General features: G+C 61.2%; 13 protein-coding genes. 4 read left to right on the forward strand and 9 right to left on the reverse strand.

Features of this window, described 5'->3' with window-relative positions:
* Positions 1–185: 185 nt before the first annotated feature.
* The 5 genes from V5E97_RS24360 to V5E97_RS24380 form a co-directional block, all read right to left on the reverse strand.
* Positions 186–2,849 (reverse strand): AMP-binding protein, encoded by a 2,664-nt coding sequence (locus V5E97_RS24360; protein WP_406694155.1) that lies wholly within the window; start codon positions 2,847–2,849, stop codon positions 186–188.
* Entirely contained in the window at positions 2,744–3,661 is a 918-nt protein-coding gene (locus tag V5E97_RS24365; protein WP_406694156.1) for an MFS transporter, read from the reverse strand. The genes V5E97_RS24360 and V5E97_RS24365 overlap by 106 nt, the downstream gene beginning before the upstream one ends.
* Positions 3,662–3,980: 319 nt before the next feature.
* Positions 3,981–4,280, reverse strand: a complete 300-nt coding sequence (locus V5E97_RS24370) for a hypothetical protein (protein WP_406694157.1) — start codon at positions 4,278–4,280, stop codon at positions 3,981–3,983.
* A gap of 144 nt (positions 4,281–4,424) precedes the next feature.
* A complete protein-coding gene (locus V5E97_RS24375) occupies positions 4,425–5,396 on the reverse strand; it encodes an amidohydrolase family protein (RefSeq protein WP_406694158.1) in 972 nt (323 codons plus the stop codon).
* A gap of 863 nt (positions 5,397–6,259) precedes the next feature.
* A complete protein-coding gene (locus tag V5E97_RS24380) occupies positions 6,260–6,457 on the reverse strand; it encodes a hypothetical protein (protein WP_406694160.1) in 198 nt (65 codons plus the stop codon).
* 316 nt (positions 6,458–6,773) lie between these two features.
* Between V5E97_RS24380 and V5E97_RS24385 the strand changes: the two genes are divergently transcribed.
* Positions 6,774–7,091, forward strand: coding sequence for a plasmid stabilization protein (locus V5E97_RS24385; RefSeq protein ID WP_406694161.1), 318 nt, complete (start codon positions 6,774–6,776; stop codon positions 7,089–7,091).
* 261 nt (positions 7,092–7,352) lie between these two features.
* Here the strand turns inward: V5E97_RS24385 and V5E97_RS24390 are convergent, their stop codons facing one another.
* Positions 7,353–7,835: an Hcp family type VI secretion system effector gene (locus tag V5E97_RS24390; protein ID WP_406694163.1), complete on the reverse strand. Its 483-nt coding sequence runs from the start codon at positions 7,833–7,835 to the stop codon at positions 7,353–7,355.
* Positions 7,836–8,283: 448 nt separating this feature from the next.
* Between V5E97_RS24390 and V5E97_RS24395 the strand changes: the two genes are divergently transcribed.
* Together V5E97_RS24395 and V5E97_RS24400 are read left to right on the forward strand one after the other, a co-directional pair.
* Positions 8,284–9,540, forward strand: coding sequence for a M14-type cytosolic carboxypeptidase (locus V5E97_RS24395; protein ID WP_406694164.1), 1,257 nt, complete (start codon positions 8,284–8,286; stop codon positions 9,538–9,540).
* A gap of 264 nt (positions 9,541–9,804) precedes the next feature.
* A complete protein-coding gene (locus V5E97_RS24400) occupies positions 9,805–10,074 on the forward strand; it encodes a hypothetical protein (protein WP_406694166.1) in 270 nt (89 codons plus the stop codon).
* Positions 10,075–10,140: 66 nt separating this feature from the next.
* Here V5E97_RS24400 and V5E97_RS24405 read toward each other — a convergent pair whose 3' ends face one another.
* Entirely contained in the window at positions 10,141–11,031 is an 891-nt protein-coding gene (locus V5E97_RS24405) for a metallophosphoesterase (protein ID WP_406694168.1), read from the reverse strand.
* A gap of 416 nt (positions 11,032–11,447) precedes the next feature.
* Positions 11,448–14,090 carry an FG-GAP repeat domain-containing protein gene (locus V5E97_RS24410; RefSeq protein WP_406694170.1) on the reverse strand — a complete coding sequence of 881 codons (2,643 nt, stop codon included), beginning with the start codon at positions 14,088–14,090 and terminating at the stop codon, positions 11,448–11,450.
* A 422-nt stretch (positions 14,091–14,512) separates the two neighbouring features.
* Here V5E97_RS24410 and V5E97_RS24415 point away from each other — a divergent pair, with 422 nt between their 5' ends.
* Positions 14,513–15,901 (forward strand): hypothetical protein, encoded by a 1,389-nt coding sequence (locus V5E97_RS24415; RefSeq protein WP_406694171.1) that lies wholly within the window; start codon positions 14,513–14,515, stop codon positions 15,899–15,901.
* A 41-nt stretch (positions 15,902–15,942) separates the two neighbouring features.
* Here V5E97_RS24415 and V5E97_RS24420 read toward each other — a convergent pair whose 3' ends face one another.
* Entirely contained in the window at positions 15,943–16,671 is a 729-nt protein-coding gene (locus V5E97_RS24420) for a lysophospholipid acyltransferase family protein (protein WP_406694172.1), read from the reverse strand.
* Positions 16,672–16,673: the final 2 nt, after the last annotated feature.

Below are 16,673 nucleotides of genomic sequence, written 5' to 3' on the forward strand. Positions count from 1 at the left end.
ACAAAACCCCATTGCCTGACGGAATTCCTGGGGAATTCCCTCGCTACAAGCGTCTCATTTCACGAGGAAATCGCGCGGTCCCGGCGTCTTGCTCCTCGCCATCAGCGCGCGTACCCACCGATTGCAGGGTGGCCGTGCCCACCCTGCAAACCGCCGCCCACCACCGGATGATCCAGACTTGCGGCTCAGATGTCGGCCGCGATTTGCTCAGGAGAGGTATTGGAAGCCTCTTGCCCCCGTCCAGCCCGAGCGTCCGAGAAGGATTCCTCGGCGATCCGCTTGATCGCGCGGAGGTCGAGCTTGCCGGTCCCGAGGACGGGCAAGGCATTCACCTTGATGAAGCGGTCGCGGCGGGGGGTGAAGAGGTTGGGCAGTCCCGCGGCCGACACTCCCTCAAGGGCTTGCTGGACCCCTCGGTCGTCGAGGGTGTGCAGCACGGCGAGGGCCTCCCCTTTTTTCTCGTCGCCAACCGCCGTCACGGCGAACACCTGGGAGTCGGCCCCGATCGCTTCATGCAAGGCCTCCTCGACGCGTCCGTGAGGGACCATCTCGCCGCCGATCTTCGAGAACCGCGACAGCCGCCCGGTCACCTTGAGGAAGCCATCCTCGTCCATCAGGCCGAGGTCGCCGGTGACATACCAGCCGTCGCGCATGACGGCCGCAGTCAGGTCGGGGCGGTTGAGATAGCCCTGCATGACGTTCGGCCCTCTGACGAGCAGCATCCCCTCGTTCCCCGGCTCGACCGGTTCGCCCGTCGCAAGGTCAACGACCCGGACTGAAACGCCCGGCAACGGATGCCCGGCGAAGCCACGGCGCGAGCCAGGTTGGAAGAACCCAGGAGCCCGGTAGTCGAGCGTGCTGATGGCGACAACGGGAGAGCACTCGGTCATGCCGTAGCCTTCGAGCGGCCTGATTCCGAACGTATCCTCGAACGCCGTGGCGAGTCCCTCCGGCAACTTCTCCGCGCCTGCGATCACGAGCCGGAGTGAGCCGAACTGGGCCGGTGCGCACCGCCTGATGTAGAGCTGAAGGAAGGTCGGCGTCGCGAGTAAGATCGTCGCCCGATAGCGTTCCACCAGCGCGGAGATCGTCGCCGCATCGAGCGGGTTGGCGTGAAAGACGGTCCCCATCCCGTAGTTGCCGGCGAGCCAGAGCGAGGTGTACCCGAATGAGTGGAATAAGGGCAAGATCCCGAGCACCCGGTCCGCCGGCTGGACCCGGAAGATCTGGGTGATCGCTTCCACATTGGAGTCGATGTTGAAGTGAGAGAGCACCACCCCCTTCGGTTCTCCCGTACTCCCGCTGCTGAAGATGATCGTGGCCGGGTCGTCCACAGTCGGCGGCACGACGGCTCCCGCGATCCGCTCCAGCACACGCACCGGGGCCACCCAGGCCAGTGCAAGCGATTTCAGCCGGTCCTTGGTCGTGATCTCCGCGCTGAGGTCTTCGAGCCAGATCGGCGTGACCCCGCCGGGCAGCTCGAGCTTGGCCTTCTCGAGGAAGGCTCGGCTGGTCACGATGGTCTGCAGCCCGGCCTGCTTCACCACCGACTCCATCCCGGCCTTACCCGCGGTGAAGTTGAGGTTCACGGAGACCCGTCCGGCGAGTGATGCCGCCAGGTTGACCAGGGCCGCCGCGACGCTCGACGGCAGGAGGATGCCGACGTGCGGTTGCCCCTCCCAGCTCGGCCGCAACGCACGGGCCAGGGCGATCGCGCCGGCCAGGGCTCCGATTCCGGAGACGCGCGGACGCAACGCGTCGGCGAAGGCGAGCCGGCCGGGATGCCGCCGGGCGCGGCGGACGAACGAATGGTGCAACGGCCGGCGGTCGACCTTACGATGGGCCCACGCCTCCTGATCGAGGTCGTGAATCTCCTGGCGGAGCGTGGGAAGCGGCGTGTCAGCCGGCAGCGGCGTGCCGAACGAGACGGTCACGGGCAAGAGGATGCGCTCGGGCAAGGTATGGGAGTGGACCGGGCTCAAGAGACTCGCGGTGGCGCGATCGAGGTGGACCGGAATAATCGGGGTGGTCCGCCCCTTGAGGATCCGTTGCATCCCGCGCTGAAACGGCAGGAGCAGGCCCGTGCGCGTGATCTGTCCCTCGGGAAAGACGCAGACGAGCTGCCCCGCGTCGAGACAGCGGCCCGCCTCGCGAAACGCCTGGAGGATCTGCTTGGGCCCCCCTGCCCCCGAGATCGGGATCGCACGCATCGCCCGGAGGATGAATCCGGTGATCGGGTGGCGGAAGTATTCGGCGTAGACGACGAACCGGACCGGCCGGTCGATACTGGCGATGATGAACAGGCCGTCGGCGAACGAGACGTGATTGGGGGTCAAGAGCGCCCCTCCCTTCAGCGGCACGTGCTCGCGACCGATGACCTTCACACGGTAGAGGGTCGCCGCCAGGATCAGGAGCACGAACCGGAGGAAAGCGTCGGGCATGAGCCAGAGCGCCCAGAGCGAGCTGATGGCCAGGGCGACCGACGCCCCCAGGAACGTCCCTCGCGCGGTGATGCCGAGATCCGCCAGTTCCCAGGCCAAAGCAGTGCCCAGGATCATCCCTCCATAGACCAGGACGTTCGCCAGCGAGATCACCGCGCCTCGCCCTTCCGCCGGCGCTCGCCACTGGAGCAACGCGTTGAGCGGCACGAAGAGGAGGCCGCAGAAGAGGCCATTGAGAGCCATCAAGACCAGGGTACCCGCCAGCCCCGGCATGATCGTCCCGAACGTCAGCGTGGTCGCAGTCAGCCCCAACGCTCCGAGCGGCAGCAAGCCGTACTCGACCTTCGCCGCCGAGATTTTGCCCGCCAGGACCGATCCGATCCCGATCCCAATCCCGACCATCGCCATCGGCAGGCTCGCGATCGAGTCATCCAGCTCAGGATTTTCTTCGAGTAGGTCAGAACCGGGGCGGGAATCAGACAGGCGAGCGACCACACTAAAAATTGGCCGGAGATCGCCAGCCGGAGAATGCGATCCGCTCGGATCGCGGACCAGCCCAGTTGGATGGTCGCCACAATCCCCCCCTCAGACCGCGCGGCCGGGACCCGCGGTATCGAGAGGGCCGCGACCAGGCCCACGGCCGACAGGACCGTCAGCACCAGGCCCGCGAGCCAGGGGCGGCCACTGAACAGGCCGAGCAGGCCGCCGCCCCCCACGATCCCCGCGATGATCGCGACGTTGCTCCAAAGTTCGAGGAAGCCGTTCCCCCTCGAGAGCTTTTCGTGCGGCAGGATTTCGGGAAGGATGCCATACTTCGCGGGACTGAAAAGTGCGGCCTGCAGGCCCAAAAACATCAAAACAACCATCCCCAAGCGGGCTGAGGTTGGATAGCGATAAAGAATCAGGGTGCCGACGACCATCAGCGTCAGCTCGAACGTCTTCATGGCGAGGATCACCGATCGCTTGCTCACCCGGTCCGACAGCGCCCCGGCCGGAAGTGAGAACAGCATCGACGGCAAGAGCAGGGCCATCTGGGCCAGGGCCGCTTCCCGCTGCCCCGCTTCGACGGTGACCGCCGCACTAATCGCCAGCAGAGTGACGACCTGCTTCCAGGCGTTGTCGTTGAACGCGCCGAGAAACTGCGTGATCAAGAGCCCGCGCAACGGATGCCCGCTCGCACGACCCGGCCCAAGCTCGGAGATCGGTTCCTCCTTGCCCACGATAGGTGCTCCCCTTAGAGGATCAAACTCATTTTTCTCGAAGGAGGAGAATTCAGCCACGGCCGATCCCTCCCTCAAGGAAGCTGCCCGCACCTCGGCAATTCGTGCCACCGGCCCAGGAAGAAGGGGCCAGAGTAGCCCCGCTCGACCTGTAGTGCAACGTCGTTCGATCGCTCACAAGCGGACCGAAATCAACATGACAACCGGATCGATCCCCCACTTTCGGCCGCTGGAGGCGCGAGAGCGGGCGATCGGACAAGAGGACCAGCCTCACCGCAACGGCCGTCGATCCGCGGCCAAGGAGCCCGACGCGTTCGTCTCAAATACGATCACCTGGCGAACTGTCAGGCTGATCACCACGACCCACCAATTGGTAAAACTGAGCCATCGCCTCGGCGATCTCTTGCGCCATGCGATACCGGTCCGGGTCAATCAACGTGGTCGGGTGAGCGGCGATGTATTCTTCCCAGTTTGCGGACAAAAGATAGGCACGGTCGAGGAGCTCATGGTAGCCGAAGCTCCCTGGACCGAAACGCCGCTCGATGGTTTCTCCCTCCGACCAGGCAAGTCCGTCCTGGGCTTCGGCAAGACGGCTCTGACGTTCGGCCTCGAGATCCATGACTCCCTCCAGAAGAAATTGGGACGACCTGGATCAAACGACCGCCGGGCCGGCCGTGCTACTGTGCTTCGACCGGCCCGGAATTCTATCGCGATTCTCGCCCTGGCCCCCGCGTGATCCCAAGTGGACCGGGAGCCACTCGCCTCATTCCGCGAGTTTCAGAAGCGTGGTGGCATTGCCGCGTTCGATCTTGGCACGAACGTCGGCGGGGAGGTCGAAGCTCGCCATGAGTTCGAATTGGGGTACCGCTTGACCGGGCTTCAGATAGTCGGTGCCAAAGAGGAGGCGATTCGCGCGACGAATGAGGAACTTTTGCCCGAACTCCTTGTCACGTGCCAATGCGTTGGAGCCGGAGCCGGCTGAGAGGTCGCCCCAGAGGTTCGAGTGAGCCTCGAAAAGACGATCGAGAGCGCCCCCAGGGAAGACCTTTCCCTTGGGATAACCGCCAAGGTCCGCCTTCGGGAGGTTCCCCGAGATCGAGGCCCAGAACCCGGGTCCGTGACCGATGAAGTTCACGTTCGGGAAGGCCTTGAGCACGCGACCAAGGCCAGGCAAGCCCGACTCATCGGTACCGCGGATGTCATCGGAATGGAACAAAACGGGAAGCTTCAGGTCGTCGCAGACCTCATAAGCCGCCATCATCTTCGGATCGTCGATCGGCAGGCCAACCTTGTGCTCGCCGAACCCCTTCGCCCCCTGGTCGACGTATTCCTTGAGCAAATCACGCAGCCCCGTCCGGCCGCCGCGATAACTGGTGCGAGGGTCGATGCAGCAGAACGGGACGAGCCGGTCCGGATGCGCCTTGGCGGCGGCCAGGGCCTCTTCGGTCAGGTTGAGATAGCTGGACGACTCGGGCGAAACCAAGGGGAGGACGACCGCCTTGGCCACATTATGCGCGTCCATCCACTCGAGCAGCCCCTTGGCTGTAAGGGGCGGGTCGCCATTCCAGGTTCGTCCCAAGTGGGTATGAACGTCGACGTAAGGACCACCGAGCGCAGCACTCGTCGTACGGCCGAACGTCAAGGCGAAGGGATCGAGCGTGGCCGCGGCCACGGACGCGGTTGCCACGAGAGTCTGCCGAAGAAAGCGCCGGCGACTCGTCGGATGCAGGTTCATTGTTGATTTTCCTTCAAGCAGGCAGGCGCATTCGTGGTTCTGCACGGAGATCTTCCGGCCAACCCCTCGAGCCGCCACAGTTCCGCGGTCGTTGTCGACGACCCGAGAATAACCTCGCGGCGGCCCACTGTCTCGGGAAAATCCGTCCGAAGTCGCTCCGCGCAACGAGACAAGCCCCCTGCCCGACGACGATTCCGCGTCTCTAAGGATGGAGATTTGAAGCGGACTGAAGCGTCCGCAAAGCGAAATCGCAACAACGGATCGGACCGCCTGCCAAGGGGTGTCCCCTGGTCGGTCGCCCCTTGCTTGATGGAGAATCACGAAGGGGATCGTTGCGGGACCAATGTTCGATTGGCCCCAGGCGTTTTGCCAGCGTACTTAGGCGTTCCGCGAGCAGGTCGCTGGCGTCACGAGCAAAGGCGTCAAGGTTCACAGGCCGTGGGACTGCGCATCGAGTCCAGCATGGCTGAAACGATGGCTTTCTCCCAAGGAACACCAGAGCTCAGGGAGGAGAAGATTTCCTCACCGTCTCCGTCAGCAACGCCCCGCGCAAGAATCGACCCGTGAGGCCGTCGCCACGGGTTGTCAGTTCTATCGCCTGACTCGAATCCAGAAATTTAACCGTTTTCGATTCCAGGACTTTATACAACTGAATCATGATCAACCATAACCAAACGCGATCATGGACGTAGCAATCGCTCAGTCACGACCTACGATTCGGCTTCGGTGGCTCCGTCACATAACTCGTTGGAATCGCCGGGAAAAACCGGGCAATATTCTTAAAATTCGACGGCACACGTTCGATTCGGGCGAGCACTGACCGCGAACGCAATGCCATCAGGGGCCAGGTCGAGTCGTCCTCGTCAGGGCCGTGGCAAGGCTCTCCTCAGGTGCGATCCGCCCGCTTTTGAGTAGCCGAGGTTCTGGGCCACTTCAAGGATCTCGCTCCAGGTCGGGAACAACCGCCCGCTCTGTTGTTGATAATCCTTGATCGCCTGCATGAACTCGTGCTCGGCTGAGGGAGAGTTGGCGGAAGAGGAGGAAAGCGACCCGGAGGCCATCTATGAAGCTCCTTCTGGCAAAAAGGCACGCGGCAGGCCACCTCGCCCGCCGGACGTCCAACGGCATCCTTCGCAACCTCGCGAAGTGACGCCTTATTAATCTTCTACTAACTTTACCTCGGTCGTCTAGGGCTGGTTTCACGACTTTTCGAATTTATTTAAACTGGCCGGATGAAGACCCGCGAATCCCGGGTCATCCAACGTCCTTTGAGTAACCGGCACGCAAGCTGCTTTTGCTAAAAAGATGAGGAACCAGGGACTCGACCGATTCCAGTTCAGACGGAGACGGAACCACCTCAAACGAGAGGAGGCCACCATGCCGCGGGGTGACAAGTCGAAGTACACGGACAAGCAAAAGCGCAAGGCCGAACATATCGAGGCGAGTTACCAGGAGCGTGGCGTTCCCGACGAAACGGCGAAAGCACGGGCCTGGGCCACTGTGAATAAGGAGTCGGGAGGAGGCAACAAGTCGGGCAGCGGTCGAGGCAAGCCCGACACGCACGTCGCCAGCATTGAAGGAGGGAAGAAAGGGGGAGCCGCGTCCGCGGCCCGAACTGCAGCCGAGCGATCGGCCTCGGCGAAAAAGGGGGCGGAAACGCGAAAGCGACGACGAGAAGCCGGAACGTCGTCGTGAGGTGAGCCGCACCGCCTTGAAACCAGCCAGAGGCTTGAGCCGGCCCGGGTTATCGCTTCGGTTGGTTAGCAACCGGGTCGCATCGCAACACAAGTTGACGGCTCAGACCCAGGGCGGACTGTAGCGAAACTCTTGGTTTTCTGGGAGGGGGGGGACTCCACTCTCCCTGAAAAAAAAATCGCAACCGGAAAACCATGACGGCCTTCCGGTGCGATTTCATGATGATCGACGAGCCAGCCGACGGCCCACAGACGACTTCACTTAGCCGCCCGTGTTGGTCTTCATATCCCAGTGCTTCTTGCCGGCCGACTTCGTGATCCCCTTCTCGTCCTGGGCCAGGTAGTCGAGCTCGACCTTCGAGTAATTCAGGCTGATCTGGTCCATGGGGACTTCGCCCCCCTGCGATCCGCCGGTCTGGTAGCTGGAGACCAGGACGTCCGACAGCGTGACGATCATGAAATTCTGCTGGGTACCGCCGGCTTTCCGACAGGTGAGTTTCGCTTCCTTCAAGTGCTTGCCGTTGGCGCAGAAGAGGAAGAGATTGGGCGACGCCGAGTTATTCCGCATCACGAAATGGAAGTCATTCATCGAGACCTTGCCGGCACCGGCTCCGGTCCCGTGCGAGGACGCACCGAGCTGGCTCGCTCCCCAACTGAAGGATTCGATTTCGATCTCACCAGCGTGCCCCTTATCCTTGGATTCACCCTTGACATCCGTGATTTTCAGAAACATGTCGACAGCCATCAGCATCATCTCCTTATATTTTTGGTTTTGTCTGGCTGGTCCGACCCGCCGGACTTACTCTGACTACGCCATCACACCAGTGCGGTGACGTGACGCACACCATATTTTATTTTTTAAGAGTCGGTCATCGGCAATCCCGGCAGTCGACGGCGGAATAATTGGGAGACGGTGTTCCAAACAGAACAGAGCGAAACGCAAAGGGCCGCCGAGCCTCCTTGAATCGTCGCCGAGAACCGAACACTTGCGTCGGGCGCACCCGCGGTGGAAACTGGCTCAACCTGGGACGAAGACCCTTGACCGCGAACGACCGAAGGGGTGGAACTGGTCGCCTTTTGGGTTCGCGGAGTGGAAACCAGGAGAATTCGCTCCCCGGAAAAAAGCCCACTCCGCACGCTCGACGAGGCGACCTCAGCGAGCGCGCGAGTTGTCGACCCCTTGGGAGCCGTCGATGCAGGTACCGTTACACGGATTGTTCCCTCGCCTTGCCTGGGCGACGTTTGCCGCGGCCTGGATGCTCGCCCTGGCGGGAGCGGCGCCCGAGGACTCTCGGATCCGCTTCAGCACCAACTTCGAGGGGGGATCGCTCGGGACGATCGAGGCGGTCAGCGAGACCGAGTTCCGTTGCCACGTGAAAGGACAGCAGGACGAGCACGGGCGGAATCGGCAAGCGAGTTGGTTCTCCTTCCGCATTGACGGAGCACGCGGCCGCGACCTCACAATTGTCATGACCGACTTCGTCGGGGAGTACAACGAAAAGCCAGGCGCCTGTCCGATGGGTCCCGAAATCATCCCGGTCTTCAGCAATGACGGAGTAAGTTGGAGCGGGATTCCCGACGTGTCGTGGGATGAGCGAACCAAGGAGGCCACCCTCCGGATCCGCCCCGAACGCAACTCAATCTGGATTGCCCACCAGCAACCCTACACGCCGCGACAGCTATCGCAATTGCTGGAACAGGTGGATCGGGCGGATGACGCCCGGATCGAGGTGATCGGCCGGACGGCCCAGGGACGTGACCTCCACCTGGTCACCGTGACCTCGGAGGACGTTCCCGATCGTGACAAGGTGACGGTCTGGCTCCAGGCCCGGCAGCATGCCTGGGAGTCGGGGACCTCGTACGTCATGGAAGGAGCCTTGCGGTTCGTGACGTCTGACGATCCCAAGGCCCTGGCGTTGCGCAAGAAGGCGATCTTCAAGTTCACCCCGATGGTCGACCCCGACGGCTCGGCCACAGGTCAGGTCCGATTCAACGCCAACGGCTTTGACGTGAATCGCCACTGGGACGAGGTCGACCTGCGGAGGAAGCGAGACTTGCGCCTCATGCCCGAGATCTGGTACGTCAAGAAAGCGATCAGCTCCTATGTCGATACGGGCCGGACGATCGACCTCATGGTGAATCTGCACAATACCGAAACCGGCGAGTACATCCAGACTCACGCCGGCGACGATGCCGCCCGCGCCCGGGTCGTCAAGTTCAGCGATCGGCTGATTCAGGAAACCGCCTTTCAGCCCAGCCACGGGCCGATCCTGGGCGCAAAGCAGGATGGAACGGCCAACGTGCTCCATGCCCAGAAGGGCATCCTCATCATGCTCATGGAACTGCGGATCGCCAAGGACCCACGAACGGGCAAGCCGCCAACGGCCGCCGACCGACTTGATTTCGGAACCCGGCTCATCCAGATCATGGCCGAATCGGTCATCCCCTGATCCACCGCAGACCAGAACCTCTCAAAACCCGCAAATCGCCTCATGTCCTGAACCAAACGTGCGTCGGTGCCACCCTTGGTTCCTGATGCCACGCCTGCCCCGAGAGGCAGTCCCTTGCCCTGGGCGTCGACGTGCGGTAGCTTTCCAGAGATCGCCGGTCTGACGCGATCCCCCCCCTTCTCAACTCCGTGTCTCGTCGCTGTCTCGGGCTCGAGGCGCGACGAGTACGTTCTTCTCAAAGACTCTGGATTGAGGCCCATCCTGATGCTGGTTCATCACAAAAAAGCTTGGTTCCAGATCGACAAGTTCTCCTCATACAACGCAAAGTCAGGCGAACTCGTGAGCATGAACGGATTCGTCTGCTTCGTGTTCTTCGACATCGACGAGGATCCGAGGGCGGGTTCCCACGCCACGCTCGAATGCCTCGGCCCGATCAGAACCAGCAGTGGCGGCCCGCCGCGTGTGTTCGCGACCGAACAAGAAGCGGTCAAGGCGGGCATTCACTTCATGGAGCAAGAATCGGGACACCAATAAACCGACACACGCATCTACACTCTTTTGCTCATTACTATCTTGACCACCCACTCGGGAGCTGGTGGTTCAGGCGGGCACCAGCTCCCAGACGGTCAATTCAGGCGGACAGTAGAAGGAGATCCGTTTGAAGCGGCCGAGGCCACGGTTGACGTAGAGAGTCGACCCGTCAGGGCGTCGAAAGAAGCCCGACCAGGCCCCCCGTTGGGTCTCGAGATAGGATCGCCGGGCGATCGGCTCGAGTTTGGGGATGTGCATCAGGAGCGGCTTCAAATGCGGCATCAACTGGGGCGCGGGGATCGTCCCGAAGAGCGTGGCCTGACCGCCGTGAGTGTGCCCTGAGATCTGGAGCGTGATCGGCTCGTCATAGGTCCAGAAGCTGTCGGGTTGGTGGGCGAGCAGGACGGTTCCGGTCCCTCGCGGGATTTCGCCGAGCACGGTCTGAGGCGCATGCGGCCAACGGCTGAGATCGCCCACGCCGGCCAGGGCCATCCCATGAAACATCGTCCAGGTGTTGGTCAGAACGGCGATCCCCGCGGCCTCGAGCGCCTGCTTGACCTCGGGAGAGTCGTGGTTGCCCAGCACCGCGTAATAGCCCAGACGGGCGGGCAGGCTGGCAACCCAGGCCACCGCCTCGTCGATCGCATCGCCCGGACGGGTAATGTAGTCGCCCGTAGCCAGGATCAGGTCAGCGGATTCGCGACGGACTTGCTCGGCAACCCGGTCACGCAAAAGTTGCGAGCACGATCCCGCACGATCAGCGTGAAGATCACTGACCTGGATGGCCTTGAGAGGCTGCTGCAAGCCGGGAACTTCCACCTCATGGCGTTGCACATTCAGCCAGTCAGGGTCATAGCCCCAAGCCGTCGCAGCCACGGGCACGCCAACGGTGACGGCCGTTCCGACCAGTAACTTGCGTCGGGTGAACTTCCGCCGACTCGGTTCCGTAGGTTCGGTCATCGCCTTGAAACTCGCTCGCTGGCCTAACAGACCAATCAATAAGAAATTCGGCCGGACCACAGTTCCTGCCGCTCAAACGTACGTTCGGTCGGACGAAAAATCACGAACAATCAAAAAATCACAAAATCCATTGACCCCAATCGTGCCCATTTTTTGCTTATCAACCACGGTTGATGGCTCATAATATTTCGAGACTGTAGCAAGGATACCGGGATCTCGTTCCCATGCTCTGCGTGGGAATGCCGTCCGCGACGCTCTGCGTCATCCTCCCCGGCGGGTGGGGCTGCAGAGCGTAGGAACGAGTTTCTCCCGCGAATTTCGGCCTCCAGGGCAGACAGACGGTCCGGTTTCCTTGCGACAGACTCGATTTATCTTGTGTTCGCTGTGGCATTCGCGGCCGATCTCCCTCGCGCTTCTCATAGGATCGGCTGGGAGAACGTCTGGAAATTCAAGACGACGACCTGAGATGTCTGGTTGCTCGTCGTGCTGGTCAGGATGAATGTCAGGTTATGCAGCTCGAGCGGATACCCGCTAAGGCTAAGTGTGGCCTGAGCGACATTCGAGCCGACCAGAGCCGCGTCCATGACGAAGGCCAAATTCCCGTCGGCGAGGATGATTAACCGGTCCCCCGCCTGGTAAGTCGGAAACTGGTAGCTGAAGGCAATCCCGCTCTGACCGTGGAGCGGAGCACGGAGCGAGACTGGCTGCGAATGATTGGTGGTCCCGTTCTGAATCACAGTGACGCCAGAGGCGTTGTAGGACTGAAACGTGATCGTCTCTTTCGGGGCCGCATTCTTTGGATTCAGCACGAACTGCTGGTCGGCCGCATGGAAGAGTTCATTCCAGTTCTGCTCATAATAGGGAGACAGGTTTTTGACCGGGTTCGCGGAGTTCGGGTTGGCAGGGAGCAAGGTTGACCAGTATTGGCCAACTTTCTGCTGATATGTCAGATTCGGTTGGCTCGAACCAGCGTACCATGAGGCCGCATAACCGTGCCGACCACTGAGATCATACGAGTAGTAAATATCAGGAGTCAGATCCACGTCGACAATCTGACTCAAAGACTCTCCACCACCATTGGAGAGCCGTATACCACTGTAAGGCACATTGAATGCCGAAATATAATTGTCGACAAACGTATTCAGTTCTTTGGAGCGATCAAGGTTGTTGAGGTTCTTGAGAAAGAACCAGTTATAGTTGGCTGCATCGCCCACGACCGTGACGTCGTCTTCGGGAGAGTCGAGAAGAGTCACCTGGTCAACGCGCATCTTCGCTTGCTGTAAAGCCGTCGCGGCCACCGAAACGACCTTCGAGCCGTGGCTGTGGCCGACGAGTTGGAGCTTGCCGGTGAACGCAGTGCCAAGGACCGATTCGAGCGCGGAGGCGAGCCGCTCACCATTGAGCGTCGTCAAAGCCTCGGACTTGTAGGCCTGTTCCGGGATTTTGGTATCGAGGATGTCCCAGGTCGGTGTTGCCGAATCATCGGTCCAGCTATAGGCCAGCACCACGGTGTTCGGGTCAATCGGCCGGCCAGCCAGCTCACTCGGATCGATTCGACTGAGGATCGATTGAGCCAGTCCCACAGCCGAGACCACGGTCGTATTGAGTAACGTGCTCACCGTTTCGCCGTGCAGGAGCCAGTCGGATGCTGGCCCTTGCGGATTCATCGCGGTCCAGCTCGGGTCGTAGCCGGGCTGGCTGGGATCGGTCTCCCACCATTTCAAAACATGATTCTTCTGGGTCGCTTCGTAGTTGACCCATCCCTGATAGCCTGGAGCCCACCCATGCACAATGACAGAGATATCTTTGCCGACCAGGCGAGGGTCGTCGGCCTGGACGGGAACAAATTGCTTCAGGTTCGGGTCGAAGTAGGCCAAACGCTGGATAACGGGGAGGGATTGAGACAGCGGAGGCTCGATTGCGTTGACGGCGACCGCGGGCGTGGACAGTGCGCCCGTATGGTCGCCTGCCAGAAAGAGCCCGTACGAGGCGATTGGGAGTTGATAGGCGGTTTTCAAGTCCGCCGCCCCCTCGGGAGAGATCGAAGCAAGCAAGGGCGTTCGACTGAGAATCGTGGCCCCAAAACGCCCCCCTCGAGTGGGCGCCAGAGCGATTTCATCACGTCCCCGGCCCCCCACGTTCACGGCAGCGATCTCAACGCCGCCGCCATTCGCGCTGTTGGGCACGATGAACTCAGCAGGGTTCGCATCCACGACCCCTTGATAGACCTTGACTCGAGTCTGGGTGGATCGAGGGGGTGCCGTCGCGACGATCAGATCAGGATGGCGATCGCTGCCGACCATGCCAATCGCGACCGACGACTTGCCCTTTGAAGGACCGTCAAATGCCATGTAGTCGGCCAACAAAGCGCCCGATTGGCCATCGAGCACGCGAACCTTGGAGGGTCCAAACGCCGACAATGCGGCAATATCCGCGCGACCGTCATGATTAAGATCGCCAACCGCGACCTTGGCGCCTTGTCCCCAACTTCGGCGAGAGCCACTGGCGTTCGCTCGGAACACATCGAGAAGCTGACCGTCGAGGCCCTGGTAAACGCGAACGAGCGGCGCCCCCAGCCCCGGCGTCACGACGATCTCGGACCGGCCATCGGCGTTGACATCGCCGGCCGCCACCCAGGTTCCCCCTCGCGTCCAGGCGCGTGGCGCCGCGAACTCTCCGATCAGGGTGCCATCGCTCGAACGAAAGACCTTGATGATCGCAGGTCCGCCAGGCCCGGGCGCGGTCACAATGTCGAGTTCGCCGTTGCCGTCGACATCGCCGACAGCCACCCTCACGCCAGCCGTCATGCTGGCGTTGTAAGCCCGGAATTGAAATCGCTCAGCCCCCGTGTCCGCGTCGAAGACCTGAACGACCGGCGATCCACCGGCCCCCGCACCGCCTACAAGCAGCCCGGAAAGCAGGTTCCGCGTTTCCAGCATCTCCAGCCCCGGCGTCCGCTGACAGGCTCGCCGCTCAATTCGTCGCGTCGGCAACTTGCCCCCCGAAGCCCCAGCCCCCGGCAGGCACTTCGCCACGACCGACCTCAGACGAGCTGTCATGTGCAAAACTCCCCGTGGAACTTGACCCTGAGTCCTGATGTTACCGACGATACGCGAGACCGGGGTGGTCTGTGCGAGGCAATCGAACAAATCGCTACGGACATTCGATCCACTTCGACGCAAAATCTCCGTTTATTCTTGCTCAAATGAGCTCCCGGTCAAGCCAATCGAGCCGCCAGCCAAGCCCTCAAATCGCCAAATTTAAACCAATCGCTTCCGGTGGAAATGCGAAAAATCACGAAGGTGAGAATGGGTTCCATTCGGTCGGCCCCATCAATGACGAGTAGACTGAAGACCCGAATCACAGTTTCTCGTCCTCAGCGTCGTCACCGTCGATGAGCCGACGAAGAGTGAAACGGGGGACGAGTCGACAACTTCCAAGGTGGGCATGCCACCGATCAGAATTCGGACTCAGAGGACGCATGATGACTGGCAAGAGCAGAACACTCATTGTGGCTTCGCTTGCGTGGCTCATCAGTGGGGTCGCGGACGCCCAACAAGGACCTGTTGAAACGAAGACAGGCCAGCAGGCGGCTCCCACGACCAAGCCGAACATGACCTACCCGCCGAAGTTACCGGGGGGAAGGCCAATGATCACCAGCACATCTGCGGAGTTTCTCAGGGCACCGACAACAATTCGCGACGATGTTGTGGTGGCAAAGATACCGCCGAGGGTCGATTTCCTTTACTACCCGAACCAGACCTACCAGGGCAATCCCTGGTCCAACTGGGGCGACAGTTTGGCCGTTAACGGTAAGTATTACGCCTCAATCGGCGATCACCTGGCGCCTGGCGGGAATGCCTTCGTCTACGAGTACGACCCAACAAATCAGCGGTTCCGCCAACTCGTCGATTTGCGCAAGCTGCTGAATTTGCCTGATGGGCATTACACCCCTGGAAAAATCCATAGCCGAATCGACCTGGGTGAGGACGGATGGCTTTACACCTCCACCCATCGTGGCTCAACTCGGGTCACCAACGACCGCTACCACTTCAAGGGTGACTGGCTTATCCGCATCCACCCGGAAACGGGTGAAGTCAACGTCCTGTCGCACGGCCCAGTCCCCAAGCATTGTCTTCCCGCGGGCGTGCTCGATCCAAAGCGGCTGATCTATTACGGCGGGACCACGCCGGGCGAGGAAGACAAAAACGATGGTGTCCGCTTCTTCGCTTATGACACCAAATCGAGGAAGGTGCTCTGCGATCTGCCAAACGGGCCGTCACGCTCGATGATCCTTGCCACATCCAGCGGCCGGGTCTATTACACTCCGGGCACTGGCGACAGCCCGCTGATGCGCTACACACCGGGAATCGGGAATGTCCCCGAGCAGATCGAAGGCAAGATCAGTATCCGAGCCGCCACCCAGGAGACCCCGCAGGGTCTCGTGTACACCGTGTCGTTCGACCACGACGGGCGAGAAGCGACCCTCTACGCCTTCAACACGAAAACGGAAAAGGTCAAAATACTCGGTCCCGCAGCGGTCGGACGGGAACAGTATATCGCCACGCTCGATGCCGACCCAACAGGACGGTATATCTACTACATGCCTGGGGCGCACGGTGGTAGCGAATCAGACGGCGCACCCGTGGTACAATTTGATACACAGACAAATATCAAAAAAATTATCGCCTTCTTGCATCCATTCACCAAGAACAATTACGGTTGCACACTTAAAGGCACCTACAGTGCAGCCGTTACCCCAGAAGGAGACAAATTGTTCGTCACCTGGAACGTGAGCCGCGATGGTCGCGTCTGGGACGCTTGTGCTTTGACTGTCATCCATATCCCCGAATCCGAACGACGGCCCTAACAATGCCCCTGTTCTCCAGGGTCGATTGCATGAAGCAGGTCTCAGACTGTATTCACCGGATCGGCCAGCCGACGCACGGCAGCCTCGGACTCGGCGACAACTTGTTGCCAGCCTTCACGGGCATTCGGCACGGCGTCGAAGTGAAGTGGGGAGCCGATTTTGAGCGAAACATGGCTAGGACGAGGAAATCGTGCCCCGGGAGGGAAAGCCTCGAAGGTTTTTGTGAGGTGACAAGGAATGATCGGGACAGCCGTGCCGGCCGTGAGCATGCCCAGGCCCGCCTTGAACGATTGCATCTGGCCGTCTCGGCTCCGCGTCCCTTCGGGAAAGAGGATGAAGCCGCAGGGTTCATTAATCAGTCGACTTCGGAGTTCGGCCAGCGCATGAGGCCCACAGCGCTTCCGCCACATCGGCAAGGCGTTGAGGATCAGGGCCGACGCGATCGAGGTGACCGGGGTTTCGAAGAAGACGTCTCCCGCGGCGACCGGGAAGACCCGCCCGCAAAGCCTTCGGGGCATGGCGGAGGCCAAAGCCAACGCATCGAGATGGCTCGAATGGTTGGCAATGAGAATGAAGGGGGGCTCCTTCGGCAGATTCTCAGTCCCTTCGACCTTCATCCGATGGTAAAGGCGGAAGTAAACGCGGGACAAATGGTGGCAGACGTGATGCCAGAAGTCCGACGCCAGGCCCGACTCGCGTTTCAAGCTCCGCGCCTGTTCGACGGGAGGGAGTTCCAGGTCTGATGCCGGCTTATAGTTCCACGAGTCCACGG

The organism is Singulisphaera photorubra (assembly GCF_045290345.1).
Lineage (GTDB): Bacteria > Planctomycetota > Planctomycetia > Isosphaerales > Isosphaeraceae > Singulisphaera.